Below are 24,519 nucleotides of genomic sequence, written 5' to 3'. Positions count from 1 at the left end.
CGAACCTGAAGGGGGTCGAGAGGTTGGTGGCCCACCAGCGGGCGATACCGGAGGAGGTCGAAGGCACGGTCGGTGGCGGCCTGCAGATCAGTGATGGGCGGGGGTTCGCCACGCCGCACCTCGCGGGCGAGCAGAGTTCGTACGACGACGCGCCGACTCTCCACCCACTCGTGGAGGGGGTCGGCGAAGGCGGGGTCGATCTGGGCTTCGGCCATGAGGCCGCGCAGGGCGCGACCCGCAACTCGTGCTCGGACACGCCGTAGAGGGCGTCGGCGAAGGGGGTCAGGTCGCCTTTGACCGAGCGTGTGTCGGGTTCGGGTGGCGACACCACGATCCGCGGCAGAGTCCTCACCGCCGGCTCCGGGGGCTGTCCTTTGGAGGGCGGTGTACTCACCGCCGGCCGAACGCGACGTTGTGAGGGCCGGTGGCGTGCTCGGCTGCGGCTGGGGCCACTTGGGTGTCCGTGCGCGCCTCCTCGTGAGGTGTCGGGGCGTGCGTGCCCGCCCGTCACTTCGCCTCGGAGGAGGCGTTCGCGTTCGCGGACCACCTGCTGGAGCGGCCGCGCGTGCCGTGGTTGACGGACGTCGTCCAGCTCGACCGCGGCCTTCTCCGCGCGCGACTGGACGGCTCGCCCTGCACCGTGGGACTCCGCACCGATCCCGCCGCGCTGTTGTCTGGTCTGAGAGCCGGGGGCCGATCGGTGGCGCCGCAGCACGGCCACTTCCGGGTCCGTCTCGTCGACGATCTCGCACCTACTTGACGGGGGAGCGGGCCTGCGAGGTCCTGGAATGCAGGGGCGACGGTTTCTCGTGGTCCGGTCGGACGCTGCAGAAGCCGGTTTGGCCGTCACGTCCCGTCACTGATGCGACAGACCGCCCCCGATCCGGTTGTGGTGAGGCCGCGCGCCAGCGCGTCAAGGCCGGCCCGGTTCTGGCGGTGGGGCCGGCGGTGGGGCTGGTTACCGCATGCATGTGGGCCGGTTGCTCACCGGGTCTGGTCTGCGCGGCGGGTTGTGCTCACTCCTTGTAGGAGTTGATGAGCCGGGCCAGGTGTTCCCCTGCGACCAGCAGTGGTGTTTCGCTTTTGGAGACCTGTGCGGTGAGTTCGGCGCCTTCGAGGGTGCTGATGACCGTAAGGGCCAGGTCGTGCGCGTCGTCGTTGGGGAGCCCGGCTTCGCGGAGCGTGTCTGCGACCAGGTCCTGCCAGTGCTGGAAGGCTTGGGCGGCGGCCTGTTCGATGTCGGGGACGCGTCCGGTGGTTTCCAGCGCGGTCGCGCTGATCGGGCAGCCGTCCGTCCATTCGGACTCGCGCAGGTGGGTGGCGAGTGCGCGGGCGCAGGCGGTGATGGCCTTGGCCGGGTCGGCCTCTTGGGACAGAGTCGTCGACAGCAGGTCGGCGAACTCCTGGCCGGCGTGCTGGACTGCGGCGACGCCCAGCGCCTGCTTGCCGCCGGGGAAGAAGTGGTAGACCGAGCCGAGCGTGGCCTGGGCCTCCTGGGCGACCTGTTTGATGCCGGTCCCCTCGTACCCCTGCCGCTGCATCAGCAGGGACGCCGCGCTCACGATGCGCTCCCGGGTGCCCGGCTGTGGTGTGTTCGCCATACGGCAGAGCCTACTGGATAGATCGTTCGTTCTGGATTGCGGGCCGCGTGCACGCCGTGCTAGCTTCCGACTAGTTAGAACGTTCTTTTTAGAAGTTCTCGGCGGACGAGGAGCGGAAGATGGAACACCAGCGGATCACCGTCAACGGCTTGGACCTGGCCTATGTCGAAGCGGGAGAAGGGCCGCTCGCCCTGTTGCTGCACGGCTTCGACACGCCCCGGCTGTACCGGTACCTCCTGCCCGCGCTGGCGGAGGCGGGGTACCACGCCGTGGCCCCCACCATGCGGGGGTTCGCCCCGTCCCAGGTGCCGCCGGACGGCAGCATGCGCCTTCCCGACCTGATCGCCGACGCCAACGGCCTGCACGAGGCGCTCGGCGGCGGCTCCGACGCAGTCCTGATCGGGCACGACTGGGGCGGCTTCACCACCTGGGGCGCCGCCGCGGCTGCACCCGAGCGGTGGGCCAAGGTCGTCGTCAACGACGTCCCGCCCCTCCCGTTCTACGACCGCAACGCCGCGGATCCCGGCAGGATCGAGCGGTACGTCCACTTCTACTTCTTCCAGATGGCCGTAGCCGACCGCATCGTCGCGGCCGACGACCTCGCCTACCTCGACTGGCTCTGGGAGCACTGGACGGGGACCGTCCCCGGCTACGACTCCGCCGAGGACCGCAAGGCGATGAAGGAGGGACTCAACACACCTGAGAGGCTCCACCTGGGCCTGGAGCTCTACCGGCAGAACTTCCCGGCCGCGACATTCGGCACCCCGCAATGGGACATGGCCCGCGTGCTGGACAAGCTGCCTACCCAGCCCACCTTGTACCTCCACGGAACCGAGGACCCCGTGGTCGACGCGGCGACGCTCGCCGACATCGTCGCCATGCTGCCGCCAGGATCCGACGGCGCAATGATCGAAGGCGCCGGCCACTTCCTCCTCTCCGAGAAGCCGGAGGAAGTCAACCAGCGCATCCTCGCCTTCCTGGCCCGCTGATCACACCAGGGCCGTAGTTCCGGCAGGCCGCACCGCAGCAGCCGGGACGAAGGCACCACGGCCGAGACGTCCGACACGTTCCTGCAGACGAGGAAGAACGGCTACACGCCGGCCGTGCACGCCGGGGGAGTCGGATACGCCGACAGGTACCCGACCCTCCGGCAGCACGCCGCCGTGACACGGGAGCCGACCCGCGGTTCGGCCAGGTCGATGACGGCCCAGTCGCAGAAGCGGTGTCCCTTGGCGCCAGCCCCGGCCGACAGCTTCTGCCAGGCCCGCCTCGGCACCTTCGCGGCCAGGGCATCGGCTCGGAACTTCCCCGCACGGGTGGTGACTTCAGCCGAGCAGGCGACAGCGAGCGGGTAGCCGACCCCGCGCTCTTCCGGCGCGGACGGCAGCTTCGGGTTGCCGCCGTAGACCTCGTCCCCCGCAACCCAGCCCACATGGTGCCCGGCGTCAAGGAACCGGCCGGTCATGCGGGCGGCCAGCTCCGGCTCGGCCGCGAAGACGGTGTCCTCGGGATGTACAGCTCACGGTCCACCGCCGCATGCCCGCGGCGGCCCGCGTAGACGAGGTAGACCGCGACGTGCGCGTTCTCGACCCTCCCGGCGGTGCCGGGGCAACGGCGCTGGACACGACGGTGGGCGCGCCCTTCTTAACGTCCCCGGTCTCGTCGACCACCAGCACCGCATCCTCGTCGCTCAGATGCTCCAGCACGTACTCACGCACGTCATCACGCACCCGGTCGGTATCCCAACTGGCCCGGCCGAGCAGGTGCTGCACGCCGTCCGGACTCGCCTCCCCGCCCACTCGGCGATCGACCAGCAGTTCATGCGCGGCAGGTCCGACAGCAGCCCCAGCGCCAAATCCCTCACCCGGCGCCGGGGCTCAACCCGCCCGAACCGGCCCGCTATCCGGCCCATCAGCACCTATAACGCCTCCTGCCAGCGGGCAGGGTCTACGCTGTGACCTGCGGCCACCGCATGGTCTTCAGACTTCACACACCGATGATCACCGGTGGCGGTACCCGTCTTCACCGCGCCTCGGTCACGACGTCGAAGCCGGGGCCGCATCCCTTCCGTGTCCCACTCGGGGCACGCAGCGTTCACCCGCCGGCTCGTGCCAGGAGGACACATGCAACGCGGCGAAGTCTGGTGGGTCGACTTCGACGAGCGACGCCCGCTCGTGCTGCTGTCGGACGAGGAGTCATCCGGGTTCCAGGCGATGCAGGTCGTCGCTCCAGCGGGCGTCGACATCAGCGGTCTCGGCGTTGAAGTGGCCGTAGGCGCCCTGGAAGGAGTGCCCTTCGAAGGCGTGCTGCGGTTCGCGTTCCCGCGTCCAGGCCTTACTCCTTGCACATGGCTGACCACTCTGGCTCGAGACGACCTGATCGAGCGGGCGGGCGTGTTGTCCCCCGCGAAGCTCAGCGAGGTTGAAAAGGCCCTCCATGCCGCTGGACAGAGCAGGGAGTTGACTCCGATGACGGCTGCCAGACTCCAAGAGATCAAAGATGCCTGCCGTCTCGGAGGAGCCGATGAGTAGCGGACGCCTCTGCGGCCCACCTCGATCTCGTCGATGACCGACGACGGCCCGCCCCCGCCCCACTCCAGAAACAAGATCACGATCTACGGCTGCAGTACTAGCCGCACCACAACAGCCGCTTCCCACTCCCCAGCACAGGCACCGCTGACAACTGACCGCTGCCACCACCCCGCACACTCACAAGAGGCGTGAGGTCTCTGTTGTCGCACCTGCCGAGCCCCCGCGCCAGCGGGATCCCGCGTGCCTCGGGGGCCTCCTCGACACACACGGCCGGGACGTCCAACTCGTGAAGCCGAGCCAGGACACGGGTACCGATCTTCCCGAGACCGAGGAGCACGATGGGGCCCGAGAGCCCGCGAGGCGGGCGTCGCAGCGCGCCGGCCGCGCGGAATGTACCGAGCGCCTCCAGCGCACCGGCGACTAGCAGCGGCAGCAGGGCGAGCCCGACCAGTCCCGACAGCAACTGCAGAACCAGGCGCGTCGACGACTCCTCGAGGGCCGGATCGTTGATCGAGAACAGGTCGAGCACGGTCAGGTACGCAGCGTGCACGGGGTCGGCGTCGGTGAGCACGGTGGTGGTGACGGTCAGGGCGACGACACAGACCAGGATCCCGAAGAGCGCCCAGCGCAGTTGGGCCGACAGTAACTCGCCGAGTACGGCTCCCCGCCGAGCCCGACGGCGGGCCGGGAGCCCCGGGCCGGTGCGTCGGACGGTCTCCAGGACGACGCTGCCGCGCCCGGCCGCGCCGCGTACCGGCGGGTCGTCCGGAAGGAGTTCAGGCCCCGAGCCGCTGCTGTCGGAGTCCTCCGCGCCCGCAGGGTCGGTGGTGGTGGACGACAGCAGCGCGAGCGTGCACAGCCGGGTTCCGCCACCTCACCCCCTTCCAATGGCATGCGCTCGGCGGCAGGCATCAGCAGACCGTCGGCCTGGAGCACCTCGCTCGTTCCCGCCACCGCTGTCGCGGCGAGGGCAGGGGCGGCGGTGTCCGCGTCCGAGAGCACGGTCGTCGAAGCTTCGAACACACCGCGGTCCATGTCGGGTAAACGCGACGAGGGCTGCCTGGTCGAGGAGGATCCGGGGTTCAGCCGGCGAGCGGTGAGCGCAGCACGCAGACTCCTCTCGTCGTCCTCGTAGAGCAGGGCCAGCGCAGCGGCGCCCTGTGCGCCTGCGCGCACAAGCGGGTCCTCCGTTCGGCGCCGCCGCCACCACGATCCGCACGGGCGTGGTCGACGCAGAGCCGGAGAGGTCGTCGGCGGACCGTCCGGCTCGCTGCAGCAGTTGCGTGGCACAGGACAGTACGGCGGGCCGGACGGTGGTCGGATCCTCGGTCGGACCGCCAGGGACCATGAGGACGACCCGCTGGCGGTAGACCGACTGCAGTTCGTCGGCGAGCCGGTGAGCGAGCGCATCGTCCCCGCAGACCACCATGTGGCCCACGGTCTCGTCTCCTCGTCGGCGCGACAGCCTGATCGTCGTTCCCCCATCGCGCTGGATTTCGCGGTTCGAGCCGACCGTTCCCGCACGAGCGTGACAGCGAGCCCGGCATGCGAACCCGAGACAGGCACCGGAAGGTTTCAATGAGCAGACGGTGCCAGGCGCGTCAGCGATCGACTGTGCGGACGATCAGGTCTCCGCCCCCTTCGTGCGCAGGGCCCACTGCCGTCGTGCGAGGCATCGTCGCACCGAACACCACGACGGTTCACTGCCGAACTTCGGCAGTCTGCATGGCTCCTTGATGCCTCCCTCGCCATGCGAGCGCCCACTGTGCATGACCTGCGCCCACGTTGACGTCGGCGCGCGAGTGCGGCGGCTCACCGAGAGCGCGGTTCCCCGCGGTGACTCTGGCGAATTGGTCTCATTGCCGAGGCTCTGGGAGACGGCGAGGAGCAGTTGCAGCAACTTCGGGGGCGGCGGCTCCAGAGTGTCCTGGATGCCCTGGGCGGTGATGGGGTCCCGTCGACGAACCTCTCGGTCTGTGTGGCCCGCGCGATCCGCACGACGAAAGCCGGTGAATGGGCCAGCGTGGCGGGGTAGTTGCCTTCGATGGCGCCGCGTGTGGCCTTGAAGTCACGCATCGACCAGCCGCACATGACTACCGACCAAGGGCCGCCGCCGAAGGCCAACGTGCCGCCTACGCTGAAGGAAAAGGGGAGTGCAATCCCTTCCATGATCAACATATAGCGCACCAGGGGGCTTGCGGCAAGACCCTGGCCGTATCGCAGAATCACCCACCGAAGCCAGGACCTGCAGAAATGAGAATCACGACATGCGTGTGGTGTTGTCGACGTACGGGTCGCGCGGGAGCGTCGAACCGATAGCGGGACTCGCGGTGCGGTTGCAGGAACTCGGCGCGGAGGTGCGGGTGTGCGCGCCGCCGGACGAGGAGTTTGCGAAGCGCCTGGCCGAGGTCGGCGTGGAGATGGTGCCCACCGGCCAGCCGGTGCGCCCGCTGGTGACCACGGTGACGCCCGGGTCGGCGGTGGGCCTGGCGCAGCGTGCAGCTGAGTTGATGGCCGCGCAGTTCGACACGGTCGCCGCGACGGCCGAGGGATGTGAGGCGCTGGTGGCGACCGGCCCATTGCCGGCCACGGCCGGCGCGCGGTCGGTGGCCGAGAAACTGGGCATCCGCTACGTGCACGTGAGCCACCAGCCCGTCAGCTTGCCGTCGCCGTACCGCCGGCCGCCCGCGCGGCGGGGCCGGCCGTTGCCACCGGACGTGACCGACAACCAGGCGCTGTGGGACTTGGACGCCCAGATCGCGAACACGATGTTCGGCGAGGTGCTCAACACCCAGCGGGCGTCGATCGGGCTCCCACCGGTGGACAACGTCCGCGACTACGCATTCACCGACCGGCCGTGGCTGGCCACGGACCCCATCCTGTCCCCCTGGCAGCCGACGGACCTCGACGTGGTGCAGACCGGCGCGTGGGTCCTGCCGGACGAACGACCGCTCCCGGACGAGCTGGTGGCGTTCCTGGACGCCGGCACCCCACCGGTGTACGTGGGTTTCGGCAGCACGCCCATGCGCGCGCCGGAGGACGTCGCCCGGGTGGCCATCGAGGCGATCCGCGCGCAGGGCCGTCGCGCCGTCGTCTCCCGCGGCTGGGCCGACCTGGCACTCATCGACGATCAGGACGACTGCTTCATCGTCGGCGAGGTCAACCATCGTGCACTGTTCCGCCGGGCCGCCGCCGTCGTACACCACGGCAGCGCGGGCACCACGACGACCGCCACCCGGGCCGGCGCGCCTCAGGTGGTGGTGCCCCAGGGGGCGGACCAGCCGTACTGGGCCGGCCGGGTGGCCGACCTGGGCATCGGCGCTGCACACGGCGGTCCGACCCCGACCACCGAGTCCCTGTCGGCCGCGCTCAAGATGGCCCTGACCCCTGAGACCCACGCACGAGCGAGGGCCGTGGCCGGTACGATCCGCACCGACGGGGCGACGGCGGCCGCGAAACTGCTGCTCGACGCAGTCAGCTGAGAAGGCCTCCGCGGAACGCCGGCGGGTAGCGCTTCGCCGCTATCAGGTCCGGCCGCTCCGGGAGCGCTCGCCGTCGGTACTCAATCGCCGGACGTGCGCCCCCGGGCCCGCTACCTGGGCCGCCCTCGCGGCCTCGGCCTCGGCTTTCGCGTCGCTCACCACGGCGCGGCCTGCTTTGCGACCTCGTCGGCTGCCGCCGCAGCAGCGTCGAGCGAGAGCGGCGAGCCTGCCTCGAGCTCCGGAGCCCCTCCTTCGTCAACCGCACGCCCGGCATCCGGGGTGGTTGCTTCGTCCGGTTGCGCGGCTGAGGGAAGCCCCATCATCGACTGATCGCGGAATGCATGGCTGACGGCGCGAACTGCCTCGGTCAGCTCGCCTGGGATCACCCAGAACGGGTTGTCGTCGCTCTTCGCAGATGCGGGAGTGTCTCGAGGTACTCGTAGGCCAGGACCTTCGGGTCGGCATTATTGCGATGAACGGCCTGGAAGACGCGCTCCACCGCCTTCGCCTCGCCGTCGTCCCGCAGGATCATGGCCTGCTGCACGCCCTGTGCTTCCAGGATGTCCTTCTGCTTCGTGCCCTCCGCGGTGAGGATCTTGGCCTGCCGTTCCCCCTCGGCGTGCAGCTTCGCCTCAGTTGGTTCACGGAGTGAACCAACTGAGGAACGTGGGGAGCGAGCGCGGGTATGACGTGGTTGCTCTTCGACGGTTGTCAGAGCTGTGGGGGATGATCGGGCCATGCTGCAGGCGAGAGACGAGCACGGTCGTCAGGTGAGGAATCCGGGGCCCACGGCCTTGAGCCGGATGGTGGCGAACCTCGGCCGGGGCAACGCCTGCGTGATTGTCGAGCGAGTCGACGATGAGGCGGCCGGCGATTGGTATGTGCAGGTGTGGCTGCGGGATGACAACACCTATCAGCTGGAGTTCCGTGACGGGACGGCGGCAGAGCACTACCAGACCCGGACGATCTCCCAGGAAAAGGTGATCACTGCCCTGAGCGGCTGGGCTAAGGGGCGCCAGGATTGGAAAGACGCCTTCATGTGGAACAACATCGGTGCCTCGTTCGAGAACGCCGACTGACCCTATCGCCGCCTGAGGCCGTCGATGCCGACGACGGCGGCTCGGTGAAGGAGCCGGTCGAGCATCGCGGCAGCGACAGTCGCGTCACCGAAGGGCCAGCCCAATCCGATACCGACATTGGTCGTCAGGATTGTGCTCGACTTCAGATACCGCTGGTTGATCACCTGGAAGAGTGCAGAAGCGCCGTGGCCCGGCAGCGGGAGATACCCCAGCTCATCGATCACGAGCAGGCGGGGTCCGGCGAAGAACCGAATGATGCTCGAACGGCGGCATTCGAGTGCGGCCTTGTGGCACTTTGCAGCGATTGCGGCAGCGGTAGGTGAAGGCCTGCCTCACTTCGCCCCGGCCACCGAAGTCGTCCTCTACCGAGTCGCCCAGGAAAGACTCACCAATGCGCCCGACACTCGGACGCCACCCGCATCGAGGTCCACCTTCAGCCGCTCCCTCAAGGCGGCACGAGACTGCTGGTGCGAGACAACGGCCACGGGCTCAACAACGAACCCGAGGGCGCGGGAATCCGTGGAATGCGCGAACGTGCCCTGCTCATAGGCGCCGACCTCCAGATCGGCCCGGGCCCGAACGGCGGCACCCAGGTCCGCCTCGACACAGCCGACACCTCGAGGGACACACGATGAACCACTCGGACGCCGACCCTGCCCGGATCCTTCTCGCCGACGATCACACACTTGTCCGCCGAGGCGTGCGGCTCATCCTCGACGCGGAACCCGACCTGCACGTCGTCGCCGAAGCCGCCGACGGTTCCGAAGCCATCACCCACGCCCGCAACCTCAGCATCGACCTCGTCGTCCTCGACATCGCCATGCCCCGGCAGGCCGGTCTGCAGGCCGCCCGCGAACTCGCCTGCCTCCGCCCCGACTTGCCGATTCTGATGCTGACCATGTACGACAACGAGCAGTACTTCTTCGAAGCCTTCCGCGCCGGCGCATCCGGATACGTCCTCAAATCCGTCGCCGACCGCGACCGCGTCGAAGCATGCTGTGCCGCACTGCGCAACGAACCCTTCATCTACCCCGGCGCCGAGACGGCTCTCATCCGCAGCTACCTCGACCGCGCCCGCACCGGAGATCCGCTGCCCGACCGGCCCATCACCGAACGCGAGGAAGATTCTCAAACTCGTCGCCGAAGGCCACAGCTCCAAAGAGATCGGCGATCTCCTCGTCATCAGCCCCAAGACCGTCGAACGCCACCATGCCAACCTTCTCCAGAAACTGGGCCTGCGCGACCGCCTCGAACTCACCCGGTACGCCATCCGCGTCGGCCTCATCGAACCCTGACCCACCGGCCCCCACTACCAGGACCACTCCGCTGGGATTGCCCCTTGCGCTGGTCGCCATCCTGTTCAGGGTTCGGACGCGGGCGGCCCTCAGCATGAAGACCCAGAACGCAGGCAGCGCGGACAGCACCGATCCGGAGGCCGCGCTCTACGCCCGCACGGTCAACCAGGCTGCTGGTGGGACTTCGGCTCCACGACGACGACTTTGCGACAGCGGTCTACCGCGCTCTGCGCACAGCCCATCCCGAGGTCCGAACCCGCAGTCGCACTGTTTCGGCGCTGACGCTCCCGCGTTCGCCACGGCGATGACGGGTCGCCAGGTCTTCGGTGTGATCCCAGTGGAACGTCGAGTGCTGCTCTAGACAGTCCGTCTTGGAGCTTGGCGGGTAGTTGCTTTGGGCGCTGCGGCCGTTCCTCTTGGCGTCCGGACCTCGACACCGCCGACAGTGATGCCTCTCTGGGACTTGTGCGGGGGACCTGTATCCGGGGTATGTGCTCGGCGCCGAGGACCGGGTGGTGGGGCGGCGACTCGCGGAGGCCTGGCGGAACTGCTCGGCCAGAGAGCTGTTCTCGGCCAGTCCTGTTGATCTCGTCGACACGAGAGATCAGCAGGCGAGCTACCCCATGCGGTCCTGGATGCTGCCGCCCCGTCAATTATGTCGAACTGTGCCCCATTCGTGGTCGCCTGCCGCTTGTCGCGACATCCAAAGATGGGTGTTGGCATGTATAGCCCCGGCGAACGATGTGCGACAAAGATTGCTAGGGCCTATACCTTCATGACAAAGCGGGCATGACGCCCAGATTAGGCAGGGCCAACCCAACTGCCCTATATACGAGCACTGTTGACATGGGATCTTGAACCGCACTAGAAACGCCGCCGCGGAAGTCACGCATAGATTGCGGGGCTTTCTTTGGCATGCCCGGAAACAATTTCCAAATGGCTGAGAGGCGTTGGAGTGAAAGTTCCGTATGGGAGATATATCTCCTGCATTTTGGTGTCAGCAGTGGCGGGGACGCTCCTACCACAGGTCGCGTACGCCGCGCCTGTGACAGATGATGAGGGCGGCGAGGGTATCTCGAGCACGCTCGCGCGCTGGTTCTCGGACGGGGAGGAGCCCAGCGGGTCGGAGGAGCCGCGGACGGGTGGTACTCCGGTGTTGCCGTCGCGGGAGAAGTTGCCGAGGGGCAAGGCGGCCGCGAAGCCGAAGCGGGTCGCTGAGCTGACGGGGCGTCGTACGGCGAACGCCCGGTACTGGCAGTTGTCGGACGGTCGGGTGCAGGCCGAGGTGTCGGCGGTGCCGACGGGGTACCGGTCGGGGGCGTCCTGGAAGGACATCGATCCGACGGTCACGCCGGGCGGGACGGCGGGTTTCCCGTTCGTCAACACGACGAACGCCGCGCGTACGTCGTTCGGTTCGGACGCGGGCCGGCTGCTGCGGTTCGAGGCCGGCGGCCACACGGTGACGCTGGGGCTGAAGGGCGGTGCGGGGAAGCTGTCCCCGGTCGCCGCCGGGGACACCGTCACCTACAAGGATGCGGTCGGTGGCGCGGACCTGTCGTACGTGGTGGGTCCGGGGCGGGTGAAGGAGAACATCGTTCTCGACGCGAAGCCGTCGGGTCCGGTGTCGTACACGTTCACCCTGGACGCGGGCGGTCTGACGCCGAAGGCGAACAAGGACGGCTCGATCGCGTTCTTCGGTGAGGGCGCGGATCCGGTCCTCGTGATCCCGTCGGCGTTCATGACGGACGCGAAGACGGGTTACAGCCCGGCCGTGACGCAGAAGCTCATCCGGGCCGGCAAGGCGTGGACGCTCGCCGTCACCCCGGATGCGAAGTGGCTGGCGGCCCCCGAGCGCGCGTATCCCGTGACGATCGATCCGACGATCGCGATCGCTCCGACGCCGTCGACGGCGCAGGACGTGATGATCTCGTCGGACGGTCCGGGGACGAACTACAAGGACAACTGGCGTCTGTCGGTCGGCAACACGACGACGGGCGCGTCGCGTGCGTTGATCCGTTTCCCGATCACGGGTGTTGCGGCGGGGACGAAGCTGGACTCCGCCGATCTGAAGCTCTACTTCGACCAGACGCACACCACCGGTGACACGGAGGTGCAGCTGGAGGCGCACCGCGCGACCCAGGCGTGGCAGGAGGACACGGCCACCTGGAACAGCGCGAACACGTTCACCGGCGAACTGTCCGGCACCTCCGTCCTCGTCGACAACGGTGAGGCGGGTCGGACGGCTGCGGTGGGTTCGTGGCCGGCGTCGGGGAACACGGCGTACACGCAGTACGCGGTGAACCAGACGTACATGTACAACAAGGACTCGGTCGCGGGTGACACCTACACCTGGCAGCCGAGCCTGCCGGAGGACGGCACCTACCAGGTCGAGACGCACTACGTCCCGGCCGCCGACCGTGCGACGAACGCGCCGTACACCGTCACCTACAACGGCGGCACCAAGGCGTACACGGTCAACCAGGCCGCCGGCACCGGCGGTGTGTGGAAGACCCTCGGCAGCCACCCGTTCAAGGCGGGCACGCTGGGCAAGGTCGTCCTCGGTGACGGCCCCGCCTCGACCACGACGGCCGTTCTCGCGGACGCGATGCGGTTCACCAAGGGCGGTGTGGTCACCAAGCAGCCCGGTGAGCTGAACACCTGGCATTCGTTCCCGGTGACCAAGACGGTCCAGCAGTGGATCGACGGCACGTACACGAACAACGGTTTCGTGATCAAGGCCGGCGACGAGACGGCGAACGGCCCCAAGGGCGGTCCGCGGTACGAGGGCAGCGAGTTCGGGTACGGCGGCGAGACCGCCAACTACCCCCGCCTCGTGCTGACCTTCGGCCGACAGGGCGTCGACCTCGCCGCCCCCACCACGATCCACGACACCGGCGCGGAACTTGCCTGGTCCGCCTACGACGACCAGGACCCGATCGGCACCGGCGACGACCTCGTCGAGTACCAGGTCCACCGCTCGATCAACCAGACCTTCACCCCCTCGGCGGCAACCCTGGTGTCCCCGGTCGCCGCGGGCACCACGTCGTACACCGACACGTCGGCGACGCCGACGAAGGCCGACGATCCGGACCCGTACGGCCGCGCGTACTACTACATGGTCGCGGTCAAGACGAAGGACGGCCAGGTCGTCGCCGCCCCCACCCAGCTCGTCCGCCTGCCCAAGGCCGGGCGGACGACGAAGGTGCTCACGGCGACGCAGGACACCACGCTTTCGTCGGGGGAGCCGACGACCGCACATGACACGATCGTCGACGGCGGTCCGAAGAACTGGGTCACAGTCGGCAACAACTCCGCCACCTTCGGGGACACTCGCGCCGTTCTGAAGTTCCCCGCCCTGGGCATCCCGCAGACGGCCCGCGTCCTCGACGCCAAGGTCCGCCTGTGGTCCACCCAGACGGTGCAGGAGACTGCCGGAGCGGTGTACGAACTGCGGCCGCTCACCCGGGACTTCGACGAGACGGCCACCTGGGTGAAGGCTGATGCCGCCACGGACTGGACGGCTCAGGGCGGTGACTTCGGTGCGGTGACGGCCGATGTCGGGGCGATGAGCAACGACCCGGCCCGTCACGACTGGAACGTCACATCCCTTGCTCAGTCCTGGGTGACCGCGCCTTCCTCGCAGAAGGGTGTGGTCGTCAAGATGGCCGACGAGGTCGCCAAGCAGGAGCGCACACTGTTCCTGTCCTCCGAGGGCGCCGAGCCGAAGCTCCACCCGAAGGTCGTGGTGACGTACATCGACTCCACCACCGAGTCGACCTACTACGCGCCGCAGACCCCTGCGCGCATGACCCCGAACACCGACTACACGGTCGACTTCACCCTCACCAACACGACGACGGCCGCCTGGGCCGCGGGGGAGCGGGTCCTCTCCTACACGTGGAAGCTGCCGGACGGAACCGACGTCACCACCGGGGGCAACCAGGTCTCCACTGCGATCCCGGCCCTCCTGCCGGGCGAGTCGACGGCGATTCAGGCGCAGGTCAAGACGCCGATCAACTCCGACAACGGCAACAAGCGGGGCGAGTACATCCTCGGCTGGGACGTAAAGAAGGTCGCCGACGGGACCTGGCTCTCCGCGGGAACGGGCGGCATCCCCTCGCTGAAGCAGAACGTCGCCGTCGAGGACCCGACCTCCAACCAGCTCGGCATGGAGAAGTTCTACTCGTACACGGGTAAGAACACCGGCGCCGGCTCGACCGTCATGAACAACACGGCTGCGGGCAACAGCGTCTGGTCGTACAACGCATTCTCCAACCCCGGGCGCGGACTGAGCACCTTCGGCCGCTTCTCCTACAACAGCCTGGACACCTCGGACACGGTCCTCGGCCACGGCTGGTCCGGGCAGATCTCCGGGCCGACGCGCCTCGGCGCACCGCTGGACTTCCACCCGAACCCGAACCCGACCGAGATCAAGCTTCCCGACGGCGACGGAACCACCCACGTCTTCAGGAAGCAGCCGGACGCCAGCTGGAAGGCCCCGGCGGGCGTCCACTACAAGCTGGCGGCCAAGCCGGGGCTCGACTGCACGCCGCTGAAGGACCCGATCCCCGACGCCTGGACGATGACCCGTCCGGACGGGACGCGGTTCGTGTTCGGCTGCGACGGCTACATGACGTCGATCGTGGACAAGAACGGGAACACGCAGACGTACACGTACGAGGAGCGGAAGTCCAACAACAAGCCGACCAAGTTCCTCAAGTACATCACTGACCCGTCCGGCCGGCAGTCGCTGACCGTCGAGTACTACTCCAAGGCCGACAGCAGCAACCCGAAGATCATCGACCACGTCAAGTCGATGACCGACGTCTCGCAGCGCAAGCTGACCTTCGAGTACTCCGACAAGGGGCTGCTCACCAAGATCACTGACGGCGCGGGCTCGACCCAGCCGAAGGTGTTCGCCTTCGAGTACGACGCCACCCAGGGCAACAAGAACGTCAAGCTCGTCAAGGTCACCGACCCGCGCGGCAACGCCACCAATATGGCGTACTTCGCACCGCAGGCCGGTGACGACCCGAAGTACCACTGGTGGACCAAGACGATCACCGACCGTCTGCAGGGCTCCATGAGCTTTGCCTACCGCCCCAACACGGGCAACTCCAAGTTCACCGACACGACGGTCACCGACGCCGAGAACCGCGCGACGAACTTCGTGACGGACGACTTCGGCCGCCCGGTGCAGAACACCAACGCCAAGTCACAGAGCACGAAGCTGTCGTGGGACGCGGACAACAACGTCACGTACCTCGAGGAGGCCAACGGCGCCAAGACCGCCTACTGCTACGACCAGAAGACCGGATACCCGCTCTGGCAGCGCGACGCGGAGAACAACAAGGCCGGCGTCCCAGCACCCACAGAGTGCGCACCGGGCACCTACCCGACGAACTCCCAGAAGTTCGAATACCAGACGCGTGCCGACGGCTTCTCCGCCGACCTGTTCACCAAGACCTCCCCGGAGGGCCGCAAGTGGCAGTTCGGCTACGACACCTTCGGCAACCTGAAGACAGTCACCGACCCCAAGGGCGTCGCCACTCCCACGGCAGGTGACTACACCACCTCGTACCAGTACGACGTCTACGGCCAGCTGACCAAGACGACCGACCCCAACGGCAACCCGACGACGAACCACGACTTCGGGCCGACCGGGTCCCCGGCGAAGATCACCGACGCGCTGAACAAGACGACGGAGTTCGTCTACGACGCACGCGGCCGGGTCACCGAGCTCACGGACGCGCTGGGCAAGAAGACCACGCAGACCTACGACGTCTACGGGCGTCCGATGGTCAAGACGGTGCCCAAGGACCAGGCCACGGGTGACGTGATCACCACGCCGGCCCCGGTCTACGACGCCAACGACAACGTCACCACGTCGACGGCGCCCAACGGTGCCGTGTCCACGGCGGTGTACGACGCCACCGACCAGATCGTCTCTGCGACGGCCCCCAAGGACACGGCCACGTCCACCGAGCGCCGGACGAGTTACACCTACGACAAGGTCGGTCACCTCCGGTCCGTCACGGAGCCGAAGGGAACGCTGACCCCCACTGACCCGAACGACTACAAGACGACCAACACCTACGACGAGATCTACCAGCTCGTCTCCGCTGTCAACGCGGCAGGCGACAAGATCAGCTACGAGTACGACAACGTCGGAAACGTCACCAAGGTCGTCGATCCGAAGAAGAACGCGACCTCCGACCCCGACGACTACACGACCAAGACCGCATACGACCTGAACCACCGGGTCACCACGGTCACGGACGCGGCCGGCAAGACCACCAAGAAGGCCTACGACAAGGACTCGCTGGTCCTCTCCACCACGGACGAGGAGAACAACACCACGACCGTCACCTACGACGAGCGTGGCAAGAAGGCCGAGGTCAAGGCCCCGCACGACGGCACCACCTCGATCACCTACCGGACCACGAAGTACGAGTACGACCAGGTCGGCAACACCACCAAGGTCATCACCCCGCGTGGTGCGGACACGGCCCATTCGGACGACTTCGCTGCCCGGACCGAGTACGACGCGCTGAACCGGCCGGTCAAGCAGTTCCAGCCGTACGACCCGAACGACGGCCGCTACAACAAGGCGAACGTCTACACGCAGACCGCCTACGACGAGGTGGGCCGGGTCGCCAAGACCTCGCTCCCGCCGTCAGAAGGCCAGACCCTCCGCAACGACACCACCTACTCCTACTTCGACAACGGATGGGTGAAGAAGTCCACCGACCCGTGGGACATCGCCACCACGTACGCCTACAACGAGCTCGGCCTGCAGACCTCCCGTACGCTCACGTCGGCCGGAAGTTCCTCGTCCCGGACGATGGGCTGGGACTACTACCCGGACGGCAAGCTCAAGACCCGGACGGACGACGGCGTGCCGGTCGGCAGCGCCGTCGCCCTCGTGGACAACTCCGACACCCAGAGCACATCGGCGACCGGTACGTGGCCGAAGGGAGACCTCGCCGGACAACAGGGTTACAACCATCAGACCCACGTAGCGGGCACCGGCACCGATGCCTTCACCTGGACCTTGAACGTCCCGCAGGACGGCGCGTACACCGCGTACGTCAAGTACCCAGCAGTCACCGGGGCGACGACGACGGCGAAGTACACCGTCACCCATGCCACGGGCACGGCGAACGTGACCAAGGACCAGAGGACGGCCGCCGGCACGTGGGTCGCGCTCGGCACGTACACCTTCACCAAGGGCGACACAGGCAAGCTCCAGCTGTTCCAGAACAGCGCGGGCGTGGTCGTTGCGGACGGCGTCAAGCTGGTGCGTGACAACTCTGCCGAGACGGACGGCGAGAAGCGCACCTTCGCCTACGCCTACGACGCCAACGGCAACCTGACCTCGGTCGACGACACGTCCTCCGGCACCACGATCGACGCCTACACGATCTCCTACACCGGCCTCAACCAGGTCCAGAAGGTGACCGAGGCCCTGGCCGGCCAGGCAAAGAAGGCCACGTCGTACACGTACGACGCCAACGGCCAGCCGGACACGGTCACCCATCCCGACCAGTACTCCAAGTACACCTACGACCTGCGCGAGCTGGTCAAGACGATCTCGGTCGGCAAGTCCTCCTCGGACGCCTCACCGAAGGTCACCTCCTACACCTACACCGACCGCGGCCAGAAGCTGAAGGAGACCAAGGCCAACAGCAACACCGTCGACTTCACCTACTACCTCGACGGGGCGATCAAGACCCAGAAGGAGAAGAAGGCGAACGGCACGCTCGTCTCGGAGCACACCGTCACCTACGACGCCAACGGCAACAAGGCCCGGGACGTCGGCAAGAAGATGAACGCCGACGCGCCGTCTACGTACATCGACGTGACGGCGAACTACACCTACGACCCGGTGGACCGGATCTCACAGGTGACGAAGACCGGCACCGGCTCCTCGACCGAAACCTACGTCCACGACGACAACGCCAACGTGGTGTCGCAGAACGTCAAGGGGGTGCCCTCCACCTTCACGTTCGACCGCAACCGACTCCAGTCGGCGACCGTCAACGGAGCCGTGGCGGGCTACACCTACGACCCCTTCGGCCGACTGGAGACCATCTCGGGCGAAGGCAAGATCGTCGAGCGCAAGACGTACGACGGCTTCGACCACGTCGTGGAGAGCTCCAAACTGACCGAGTCCGGTGGCCAGTCGGTGACGAAGTACACCTTCGACCCGCTCGACCGCACCACCAGCAAGACCTCGGAAGGCAAGACCACCGAGTACGACTACCTCGGCCTGTCCGGCGAAGTGCTCACCGAAGAGGTCGCAGGCACGCTCACCGCGTCCTACCAGTACTCGCCGTGGGGCAAGCGGCTCTCCCAGCTGAAGACCGTCGACGGCACCGAGGAACTCGGCGTGTACGGGTACAACACCCGAGGCGACGTCGAGTCCGTCAGCACAGCGGCCGGCGACACCAACGCCACCTACGGATACACGGCCTACGGAAAGGACGACGCAACAGAGTTCACCGGCCTGGACAAGGCAAATCCGGCCGACCCGGCCAAGGACGCCTACAACCCCTACCGCTTCAACGCAAAGCGCTGGGACGTCTCCTCGAGCACGTACGACATGGGCTTCCGCGACTACAACCCGGACCTCAACCGCTTCACCACCCGGGACATGTACACCGGAGCCCTCGCCGACATGAAGCTCGGCACCGACCTGATGACCGGCAACCGGTACTCCTTCACGGGCGGAAACCCGGTCAGCCGGGTCGAGCTCGACGGACACGAGCCGGACTGCATGGGCTACAACAGCTTCACCTGCCCGCGCATGGACACCGGCACGACGATCTCCGGCCCGGGCGAATGGGGCAACGCCTGGCAGTACGACCCCGATGCCGGCTCCGCCGACAGCGAGCCGACCCCGGTCTCCGGCTCGGGCGAGTTCGGCAACTCCTGGCAGTACAACAACACGCTGCCGGGCGCCTCGGAGGGATACAGCCCTCCCAAGGAGATCCCTGCCTGGGAGAACTTCCTCGGCGGCCTCTTCGACCAGGCGATGGGCGGCGGAACCCCCGGCGAGTCGTTCCTGCGGGACACCACGGGCTACGGCACCACCAAGTTCCTGTGCGTCAACGTGGACGCCGGAATGGTCTGGGGCTACACACTCTCCGGATGCCTGGGCTCGATGCGGACCGAAGGCGGCTTCGACCTGGCCTGGGTCGGCTCGGAAGGCCCCGAGCTGACCACCCCAGGGTGGACCGTCTCCGGGACGGCGGGCTACAGCAACGCCGACGACTGGAACCAGGTCCGAGGGTCGGGACTGAATCTCGACGGCACGCTCGGGATCTTCACCGGTAGTTACGGTCAGGCCGTCAACGCCTCGGCCAACTGCATGGACCCCGGGTCCAGCCTGCCCCTCACCAGCGTCGTGAGAAACAGCGCCGACGACCCCGTGGGAACGTTCTCCTTCGGCGTCTCGACCCCGGGAGGCGACGTCGGAGGCTCTCTGACCTGCACTGGAGTCCACTGACCTGATCACTGAACCAGCCATCTGAACAACCGTGGGGGCAGGTAGCATGCGCCACCTGCCCCCACACCCTCCGACTCTTCGAGGCAAGACACCCATGGAGATATTCCTCGGACCCGCGCTCTTCGTGGCCCTCGGGCTGCTCTACATGACCAATCCCTTGGGGCTCGGCGACGCGGCATTCCGGCAGATGAACAAGTATCCGAAGATCGAATGGTCGGCCGCTGGGGCGCGGCGTCAGGCGTTCGTGCTCGGCAGGACGACGTTCGCGATCGGCACGGGCGCGCTGATCTGGCTCCTTCTCCTCAAGTTCGAGGCAAGCCACCCCTTGAAAGTGGCCTTCCTGGCGATCGCCATTCCGTCCGCTCTCGCCCTCGTCCTCTTCACGATCATCGACACCAACAGGCGCGCTGCGGCGGAACGCCGACCGTAGCCCGCCGTCCACCGAACAAGGGTTGTGCCGTGTCCCTGCCTCACCCGCCGTACCCGCACCAGCCGTCGCCTTCGACCAGGACGCTGAACCCCTTCGCCGTCACCGCGCTGGTGACAGCCCTGCTGTGCCTCGCCCCACTCGGCCTGATCTTCGGCATCGTGGCGCTCGTACAGATATCCAGGAGGGGGCAACGGGGTCAGGGACTCGCCATCGCCGGTATCGCCATCTCCGGCACGGCGCTCGTACTTGCGGGCCTCGTTGCCGCAGTCGTCGACTTCCGCGTCTGGACGCCACCCACGCGGGACGCGGCGGGCGACGTCGCCAAGCCCGGCTGGACCACGTTCCACTCGATCGAACCGGGCGACTGCTTCACCCCGCGGTCGGGGCCCGCCGGACGAAACGCACCGTCGACGCCCGGGGCGGACGTGCGCCTGCTCCCGTGCGACACACCCCACCGAGCAGAGGCGTACGCCGTCTTCCGACTGCCCGAACTGAACAGTGCCCCTGCCCGGGACGAGGTCACGGCGATCGCCAGACCGCAGTGCGCGAAGCTCTTCCTCGACTACACGGCCGACCCCACAGGCTCCGGACCTCTGCAGACCTACTACTTCTACCCGGACGAGCGCGGCTGGACCGCCGGACAGCGCGACGTTCTGTGCTGGGTGGCCCGTCCGGGCAACGCCCTGCTCGGCGCCTCGGTACGACTCGACGCCGCCGACCTGGACCCCGCGCAATCCGTCTATCTCGCGGCACTCAAGCCACTGAACGCCGAAGGCGTGCTCCGCCCGGCCAAGAGCCCTCAGCAGGACCTCGCCGGAGCCCAGGCCTGGGCCGCACGCATGGCCGAGGCACAGGCCGATTCGGTCCAGCTCCTCAGAGGCGCCGAACTGTCCGGCGGTGCGGAGCAGGCCAAGAGCCGGCTCGTGACCGAGCTCGAAGCCGGGATCCCGTTCTGGCGCCAGGCGGCTGAGGCGCCCGACGCGACGTCCTTCCTCGGACACCTGCGCTCAGTGGACCGCCACTCCGGAAAGCAATACATGCAGCGGATCCGCGCCCTGCTGAATCTTCCAGCCGGCCCGGCCGTGCCCGGTGGGCCAACGGCAGCACCTGTGACCTACACGGCGCTTCGCTGACTGCCGGGCGCGGGCCGACCCGGGCCGTCCATCGGGAGAGCCGGCACGTGACGCACATGACCGCTGCCAGAAGTCTCGAAGCCCGCGGGCCGGATCGAAGCGGTCGCCTCAAGTGCCTGGATCCGGCCATCAACCCGGACCGCTCATGCCCTCGCTGCGGTCACGAACGCATGCTGATCATGGACATCGACCTGGGCCGGCTACGGCGTGCCACACCAGGTAAGCAGCATGGCCCGTCGGTCAACAACGACAGGTGATGCTTCTCTGCACCTCACTCTCATGGGTGCACGGGCTAGGTGGCCCGTCAATAGGAGTCCGATATGGGATGGGATGAGGTCGGGGGTGGGGGCGGCGGCGACCGCCCAGCGAGTTGTCGGGCGTCGGTAGGATCAGCGCTCTTATCGGGGGTGCGATGCGAACTTCAGGGCAGGGCGGCGGGGGGCAGAAGTACGCACTGACCTCGGACGAGGACGACAGCGACTTCTGGGGCTTCGCTCACGAGGCCGAGGGGCTCTTCACACCCCTGCCGGATGAGGAGGGTGCACGCCGAGTGCACCTCGGAGGGTGCCTCCCGCAGGGTGGCCTACTGAAGCGCCTCGATCATGTCGGTAGTCGTCGCGCCATGGCGGGAAACGCCTGGCTCGCCCTTCTCGACGGCGACGGTGCCACCATGGGGTCCTACTTCGTCAGCGAGGTCACCGTCGTCGATGTCAAACCCTCCGCTCGTGAAACCGGCCTCGTCGACCTCACAGTGACGCTGTGGTGCGATAACGCCCTGCCCGGAGCGGAACGAGCGTGGGACCTGGTCCGCACCAGTCACCTGAACCACACCGGAATGTGGCACGAACTCGCACCCGAGGAGAGACGCGCGTGGCTGTCGGTGGCGCTGTTCTCTCAGGAGTACCAACGCCAGGCAAAGCCTGATGCCTCGGTAGGCCAGGTGTTCGCCTTGGACGGCCGGCACATCGTCGACGAAGACAGCTTCTACTGTGCGATCGGTGAAGCCGTCAACGGACCCGGCGGATACTTCGGCTGGAACCTGGACGCTCTGGACGACTGCCTCTGCGGGGGCTGGGGAGCCACTGCTCCATTCACCTTGCACTGGGAGTCCTCGGCCCAGGCCCGGGCACGGTTGGTAGAGCGCATCCCTGTCGGCGACCGTGAGGTTGCGCTGTTCGACCTGCTCCTGGAGATCCTCGAGGAACGGGGCGTCAGCGTCTTCCTTCAGTGACAGCTGGTCGCTTGCAGACATCGGTCTGGGAAACACCATTTGAACTCCTGCGGCCTGCGGAGTGCGGGGATGCCGAGGTGGACGGCTGGTCGCTGGACTCGGCGTTGGGTCTCGTTGCGCTTCGCGCGGAGAAAGGACAGGGTGAGGTCGATGCCCTCGATCTGCCACGGCCCGTACTCCTGCGGCAGATCTCTCCACGGAGCACGGTCCGCACCCGCCACCGGATCCCATCGATCAGCCTCCTCCGCCCCACCGCCGGCCGGCCCAACACCGCGACCGGCAGCAACGGCTCCAGCGCCGCCCACCGCTCGTCAGAAAGATCCCCTCGCCCCACACCGTGATCATCACGGCACAGGGCGAACAACGAAGCCCATTTCTAAAACAGGGCCTCACCCCGCCGCCCGCCCGCGGCCGCTGGCGGGTACGCCGTCGCGGTCTGGCCCGCCGCCCGGCCCTCCCCAGTCCCGAAGAAGGACTCCGGCGCCGCTTCCGCGCTCTGGGGCGCGACATGGCCAACAAGCACCCAGCAACAGCCCCTGACGCCGCATGATGAGGTAGCTCTCATCACGTCACTTCTGGGGGGACCATGCGCACCCGCACCACTGCCATCACTGCCCCACACTGTTGCTTGCCACGCTCGTCGGCTGCACGACCACAGCCAAGCCCGACGGAACTGCACCACCAGTGCCCTCGACCAGCACCCCGAAGGCCAGCACGGACGACGCCTTGAAGAAGGCCGGCATCCCGCCCGAGCCCACTGGCGCCAAGCGCGCCGAACTCCTCGAAGCGATCCGCCGCGTCGCCCCCGACGCCGTCAGGCACGAGGACAAGGCCATCGACGCCGCCCGCAATCAGTGCGGCTCACTCGACTCCGCGAAGGCCGACTGGCTGGCATCCCAGCGCTTCACCTACAAGGACGTCACCACCGACGAGGCGCAAGGCGCCGGCATCAACGGCGCGCTGAAGAAGAGCGGCTTCTGCAACACCTGACCCAGCGAAGGAGGTGCCCTGGTGGCTACCTCCGACCACTGGCAAGAAGACCCCGGGGCCTGGCGTACCTCACCCAGGCCCCGGGGATGGAAGACCCTCCGGGCACAGGCCCTGGAGAGGGACGGCGACCAGTGCACCTGGGACGACGACGGCGAACGCTGCACCGAGGCCGGCACCGACGTCGACCACATTGGCGACCCAGACGACCACCGCTTCGAGAAACTCCGTATCCTGTGCGGCCACCACGACCCTTCCGACGTTCCAGGCTTCTGACCTGCGGATTCTCAGCCGGGTGGGGGGTGCCCCGTCCACCGGCCATCTGGCCCACGTCCAAGCCCCCAACCCCGAAGACTCATATCGATGTCGGAGGCGGTGGCGCCGCAATCAGGGCGCGCACAGCCCCCGCTGACGGGACGGCATCCGGCGATGCGCCGGTCCAGGGGTCCGTGGTGGATGGCGGGCGGCCTGCCTCGTCGAAGTTCGGGCTCCTCTCCGGCGAAGCGGTCACCGTCTGCGCCGCGGGTAATGATCCAGAAGCGTGGAGGGGCTACGGCCCGCTCGTCGAACTGCACCGGCTGGTGGCGAACGGCGGTCACCTTCGGCACCAGGTGCACGAGGTTTCCGCGCGTGGTCTTCCCCGGTGGGCTCCCGAGGGCGCGCAGCTTCAGCCCGTGGACGGTCTCTTTGCCTTCTACCACGGGGCTGTGTCTTGCGGCGTGCCAGTTGCGGTGAGGGCGGCGATAAGCCTTGCTGATGCTGTTTCCTGCACGTCCAGGTCGGTGAGGAGGGGCAGCAGTAGCAGGAGGCGGGTGGCTGCGTCCTGGACGCCTTCGTCCGCAAGCGACGGATTGTCAGCGATCTGGGTCAGTTCGGACCAAGTCAGCCCAGCGCCTGAGAAGTCTCCGTCCCAGCTGGCGATCTGCTCGGCGTGGCTTCTTCCTGGATGGGTGATGAGGTAGTCGGTGCCGTAGTCGCCATCCAGATTGCGGTAGATCACCACGGCTCCGGGGCCGTCATCTGCCGGCACCCTGAACACCGGCCAGTGATCAGGATTGAAGAGGACCTCGGACAGGGCATCGACATCGGCTCCGTCCTCACCGAACCACTCCGGAACCGGGCGCTCGGCACACCCCCCGTCGCTGCACATCGCCAGGAGGTAGTTCGACCAGAAGCCCGGGTGGACCAGCAGCGACTCGCCCGCACCCCTCGATCCTGTCACCAGCCACTGATCCGATC

At 67.6% G+C, this 24,519-nt stretch carries 14 protein-coding genes and 6 pseudogenes; 13 read left to right on the top strand and 7 right to left on the bottom strand.

The genetic code is table 11. The annotated features are described in order from the left end of the window. Positions 1-62: 62 nt before the first annotated feature. A pseudogene (locus ABZO31_RS00535) lies at positions 63-215 on the bottom strand (TetR/AcrR family transcriptional regulator C-terminal ligand-binding domain-containing protein); the annotation flags it as partial. A gap of 281 nt (positions 216-496) precedes the next feature. Here ABZO31_RS00535 and ABZO31_RS00530 point away from each other — a divergent pair. Next, on the top strand, positions 497-760 hold the full coding sequence (locus ABZO31_RS00530) for a hypothetical protein (RefSeq protein ID WP_406858799.1): 264 nt from the start codon (positions 497-499) through the stop codon (positions 758-760). Between the two features lie 256 nt (positions 761-1,016). Here ABZO31_RS00530 and ABZO31_RS00525 read toward each other — a convergent pair whose 3' ends face one another. Next, on the bottom strand, positions 1,017-1,601 hold the full coding sequence (locus tag ABZO31_RS00525) for a TetR/AcrR family transcriptional regulator (RefSeq protein WP_406858798.1): 585 nt from the start codon (positions 1,599-1,601) through the stop codon (positions 1,017-1,019). 119 nt (positions 1,602-1,720) lie between these two features. On the opposite strand from ABZO31_RS00525, the gene ABZO31_RS00520 reads away from it, so the two are divergent. Next, positions 1,721-2,590, top strand: a complete 870-nt coding sequence (locus tag ABZO31_RS00520; RefSeq protein WP_406858797.1) for an alpha/beta fold hydrolase — start codon at positions 1,721-1,723, stop codon at positions 2,588-2,590. A gap of 134 nt (positions 2,591-2,724) precedes the next feature. Here the strand turns inward: ABZO31_RS00520 and ABZO31_RS00515 are convergent. Further along, positions 2,725-3,513: pseudogene (locus tag ABZO31_RS00515) on the bottom strand (IS701 family transposase); the annotation flags it as partial. A 211-nt stretch (positions 3,514-3,724) separates the two neighbouring features. Between ABZO31_RS00515 and ABZO31_RS00510 the strand changes: the two are divergent. Next, positions 3,725-4,132, top strand: a complete 408-nt coding sequence (locus ABZO31_RS00510) for a type II toxin-antitoxin system PemK/MazF family toxin (RefSeq protein ID WP_406858796.1) — start codon at positions 3,725-3,727, stop codon at positions 4,130-4,132. Positions 4,133-4,346: 214 nt separating this feature from the next. Here ABZO31_RS00510 and ABZO31_RS00505 read toward each other — a convergent pair. Beyond that, positions 4,347-5,561, bottom strand: a pseudogene (locus ABZO31_RS00505) (potassium transporter TrkA); the annotation flags it as partial. 838 nt (positions 5,562-6,399) lie between these two features. On the opposite strand from ABZO31_RS00505, the gene ABZO31_RS00500 reads away from it, so the two are divergent. Beyond that, positions 6,400-7,614, top strand: coding sequence for a glycosyltransferase (locus ABZO31_RS00500; protein WP_406858795.1), 1,215 nt, complete (start codon positions 6,400-6,402; stop codon positions 7,612-7,614). An 80-nt stretch (positions 7,615-7,694) separates the two neighbouring features. Here the strand turns inward: ABZO31_RS00500 and ABZO31_RS00495 are convergent. After that, positions 7,695-8,245, bottom strand: a pseudogene (locus tag ABZO31_RS00495) (SPFH domain-containing protein); the annotation flags it as partial. A gap of 106 nt (positions 8,246-8,351) precedes the next feature. Between ABZO31_RS00495 and ABZO31_RS00490 the strand changes: the two are divergent. Beyond that, positions 8,352-8,693: a hypothetical protein gene (locus ABZO31_RS00490; protein WP_406858794.1), complete on the top strand. Its 342-nt coding sequence runs from the start codon at positions 8,352-8,354 to the stop codon at positions 8,691-8,693. 2 nt (positions 8,694-8,695) lie between these two features. Here ABZO31_RS00490 and ABZO31_RS00485 read toward each other — a convergent pair whose 3' ends face one another. Beyond that, positions 8,696-8,947 (bottom strand): ATP-binding protein, encoded by a 252-nt coding sequence (locus tag ABZO31_RS00485; RefSeq protein ID WP_406865221.1) that lies wholly within the window; start codon positions 8,945-8,947, stop codon positions 8,696-8,698. Positions 8,948-9,324: 377 nt separating this feature from the next. On the opposite strand from ABZO31_RS00485, the pseudogene ABZO31_RS00480 reads away from it, so the two are divergent. From ABZO31_RS00480 to ABZO31_RS00445, 8 genes and pseudogenes are all read left to right on the top strand, one after another. Next, positions 9,325-9,988: pseudogene (locus ABZO31_RS00480) on the top strand (response regulator). A 73-nt stretch (positions 9,989-10,061) separates the two neighbouring features. Continuing rightward, a pseudogene (locus ABZO31_RS00475) lies at positions 10,062-10,574 on the top strand (potassium transporter TrkA); the annotation flags it as partial. Between the two features lie 405 nt (positions 10,575-10,979). Further along, entirely contained in the window at positions 10,980-19,499 is an 8,520-nt protein-coding gene (locus tag ABZO31_RS00470) for a DNRLRE domain-containing protein (RefSeq protein WP_406858793.1), read from the top strand. 94 nt (positions 19,500-19,593) lie between these two features. Then, entirely contained in the window at positions 19,594-19,929 is a 336-nt protein-coding gene (locus ABZO31_RS00465; RefSeq protein ID WP_406858792.1) for a hypothetical protein, read from the top strand. 29 nt (positions 19,930-19,958) lie between these two features. After that, on the top strand, positions 19,959-21,062 hold the full coding sequence (locus ABZO31_RS00460) for a DUF4190 domain-containing protein (protein WP_406858791.1): 1,104 nt from the start codon (positions 19,959-19,961) through the stop codon (positions 21,060-21,062). A 622-nt stretch (positions 21,063-21,684) separates the two neighbouring features. Beyond that, positions 21,685-22,293, top strand: a complete 609-nt coding sequence (locus tag ABZO31_RS00455) for a barstar family protein (protein WP_406858790.1) — start codon at positions 21,685-21,687, stop codon at positions 22,291-22,293. A 684-nt stretch (positions 22,294-22,977) separates the two neighbouring features. Beyond that, positions 22,978-23,283, top strand: a complete 306-nt coding sequence (locus ABZO31_RS00450) for a hypothetical protein (protein ID WP_406858789.1) — start codon at positions 22,978-22,980, stop codon at positions 23,281-23,283. Between the two features lie 21 nt (positions 23,284-23,304). After that, positions 23,305-23,556, top strand: coding sequence for a hypothetical protein (locus ABZO31_RS00445; RefSeq protein WP_406858788.1), 252 nt, complete (start codon positions 23,305-23,307; stop codon positions 23,554-23,556). Between the two features lie 418 nt (positions 23,557-23,974). Here the strand turns inward: ABZO31_RS00445 and ABZO31_RS00440 are convergent, their stop codons facing one another. After that, positions 23,975-24,502 (bottom strand): hypothetical protein, encoded by a 528-nt coding sequence (locus tag ABZO31_RS00440; RefSeq protein WP_406858787.1) that lies wholly within the window; start codon positions 24,500-24,502, stop codon positions 23,975-23,977. Between the last annotated feature and the right edge of the window lie 17 nt (positions 24,503-24,519).

The organism is Streptomyces solicamelliae (assembly GCF_045348655.1).
In the GTDB taxonomy this organism is placed as follows: Bacteria; Actinomycetota; Actinomycetes; order Streptomycetales; family Streptomycetaceae; genus Streptomyces; species Streptomyces solicamelliae.
This window is presented reverse-complemented; position numbering and strand designations above follow the sequence as displayed.

What these genes read in the sequence shown, in the direction of transcription:
- ABZO31_RS00525 (WP_406858798.1), bottom strand. Translation starts at nt 1,601, where the DNA reads ATGGCGAACACACCACAGCCGGGCACCCGGGAGCGCATCGTGAGCGCG.
- ABZO31_RS00500 (WP_406858795.1), top strand. Translation starts at nt 6,400, where the DNA reads ATGCGTGTGGTGTTGTCGACGTACGGGTCGCGCGGGAGCGTCGAACCG.
- ABZO31_RS00455 (WP_406858790.1), top strand. Translation starts at nt 21,685, where the DNA reads ATGGCGGGAAACGCCTGGCTCGCCCTTCTCGACGGCGACGGTGCCACC.
- ABZO31_RS00520 (WP_406858797.1), top strand. Translation starts at nt 1,721, where the DNA reads ATGGAACACCAGCGGATCACCGTCAACGGCTTGGACCTGGCCTATGTC.
- ABZO31_RS00510 (WP_406858796.1), top strand. Translation starts at nt 3,725, where the DNA reads ATGCAACGCGGCGAAGTCTGGTGGGTCGACTTCGACGAGCGACGCCCG.
- ABZO31_RS00465 (WP_406858792.1), top strand. Translation starts at nt 19,594, where the DNA reads ATGGAGATATTCCTCGGACCCGCGCTCTTCGTGGCCCTCGGGCTGCTC.
- ABZO31_RS00490 (WP_406858794.1), top strand. Translation starts at nt 8,352, where the DNA reads ATGCTGCAGGCGAGAGACGAGCACGGTCGTCAGGTGAGGAATCCGGGG.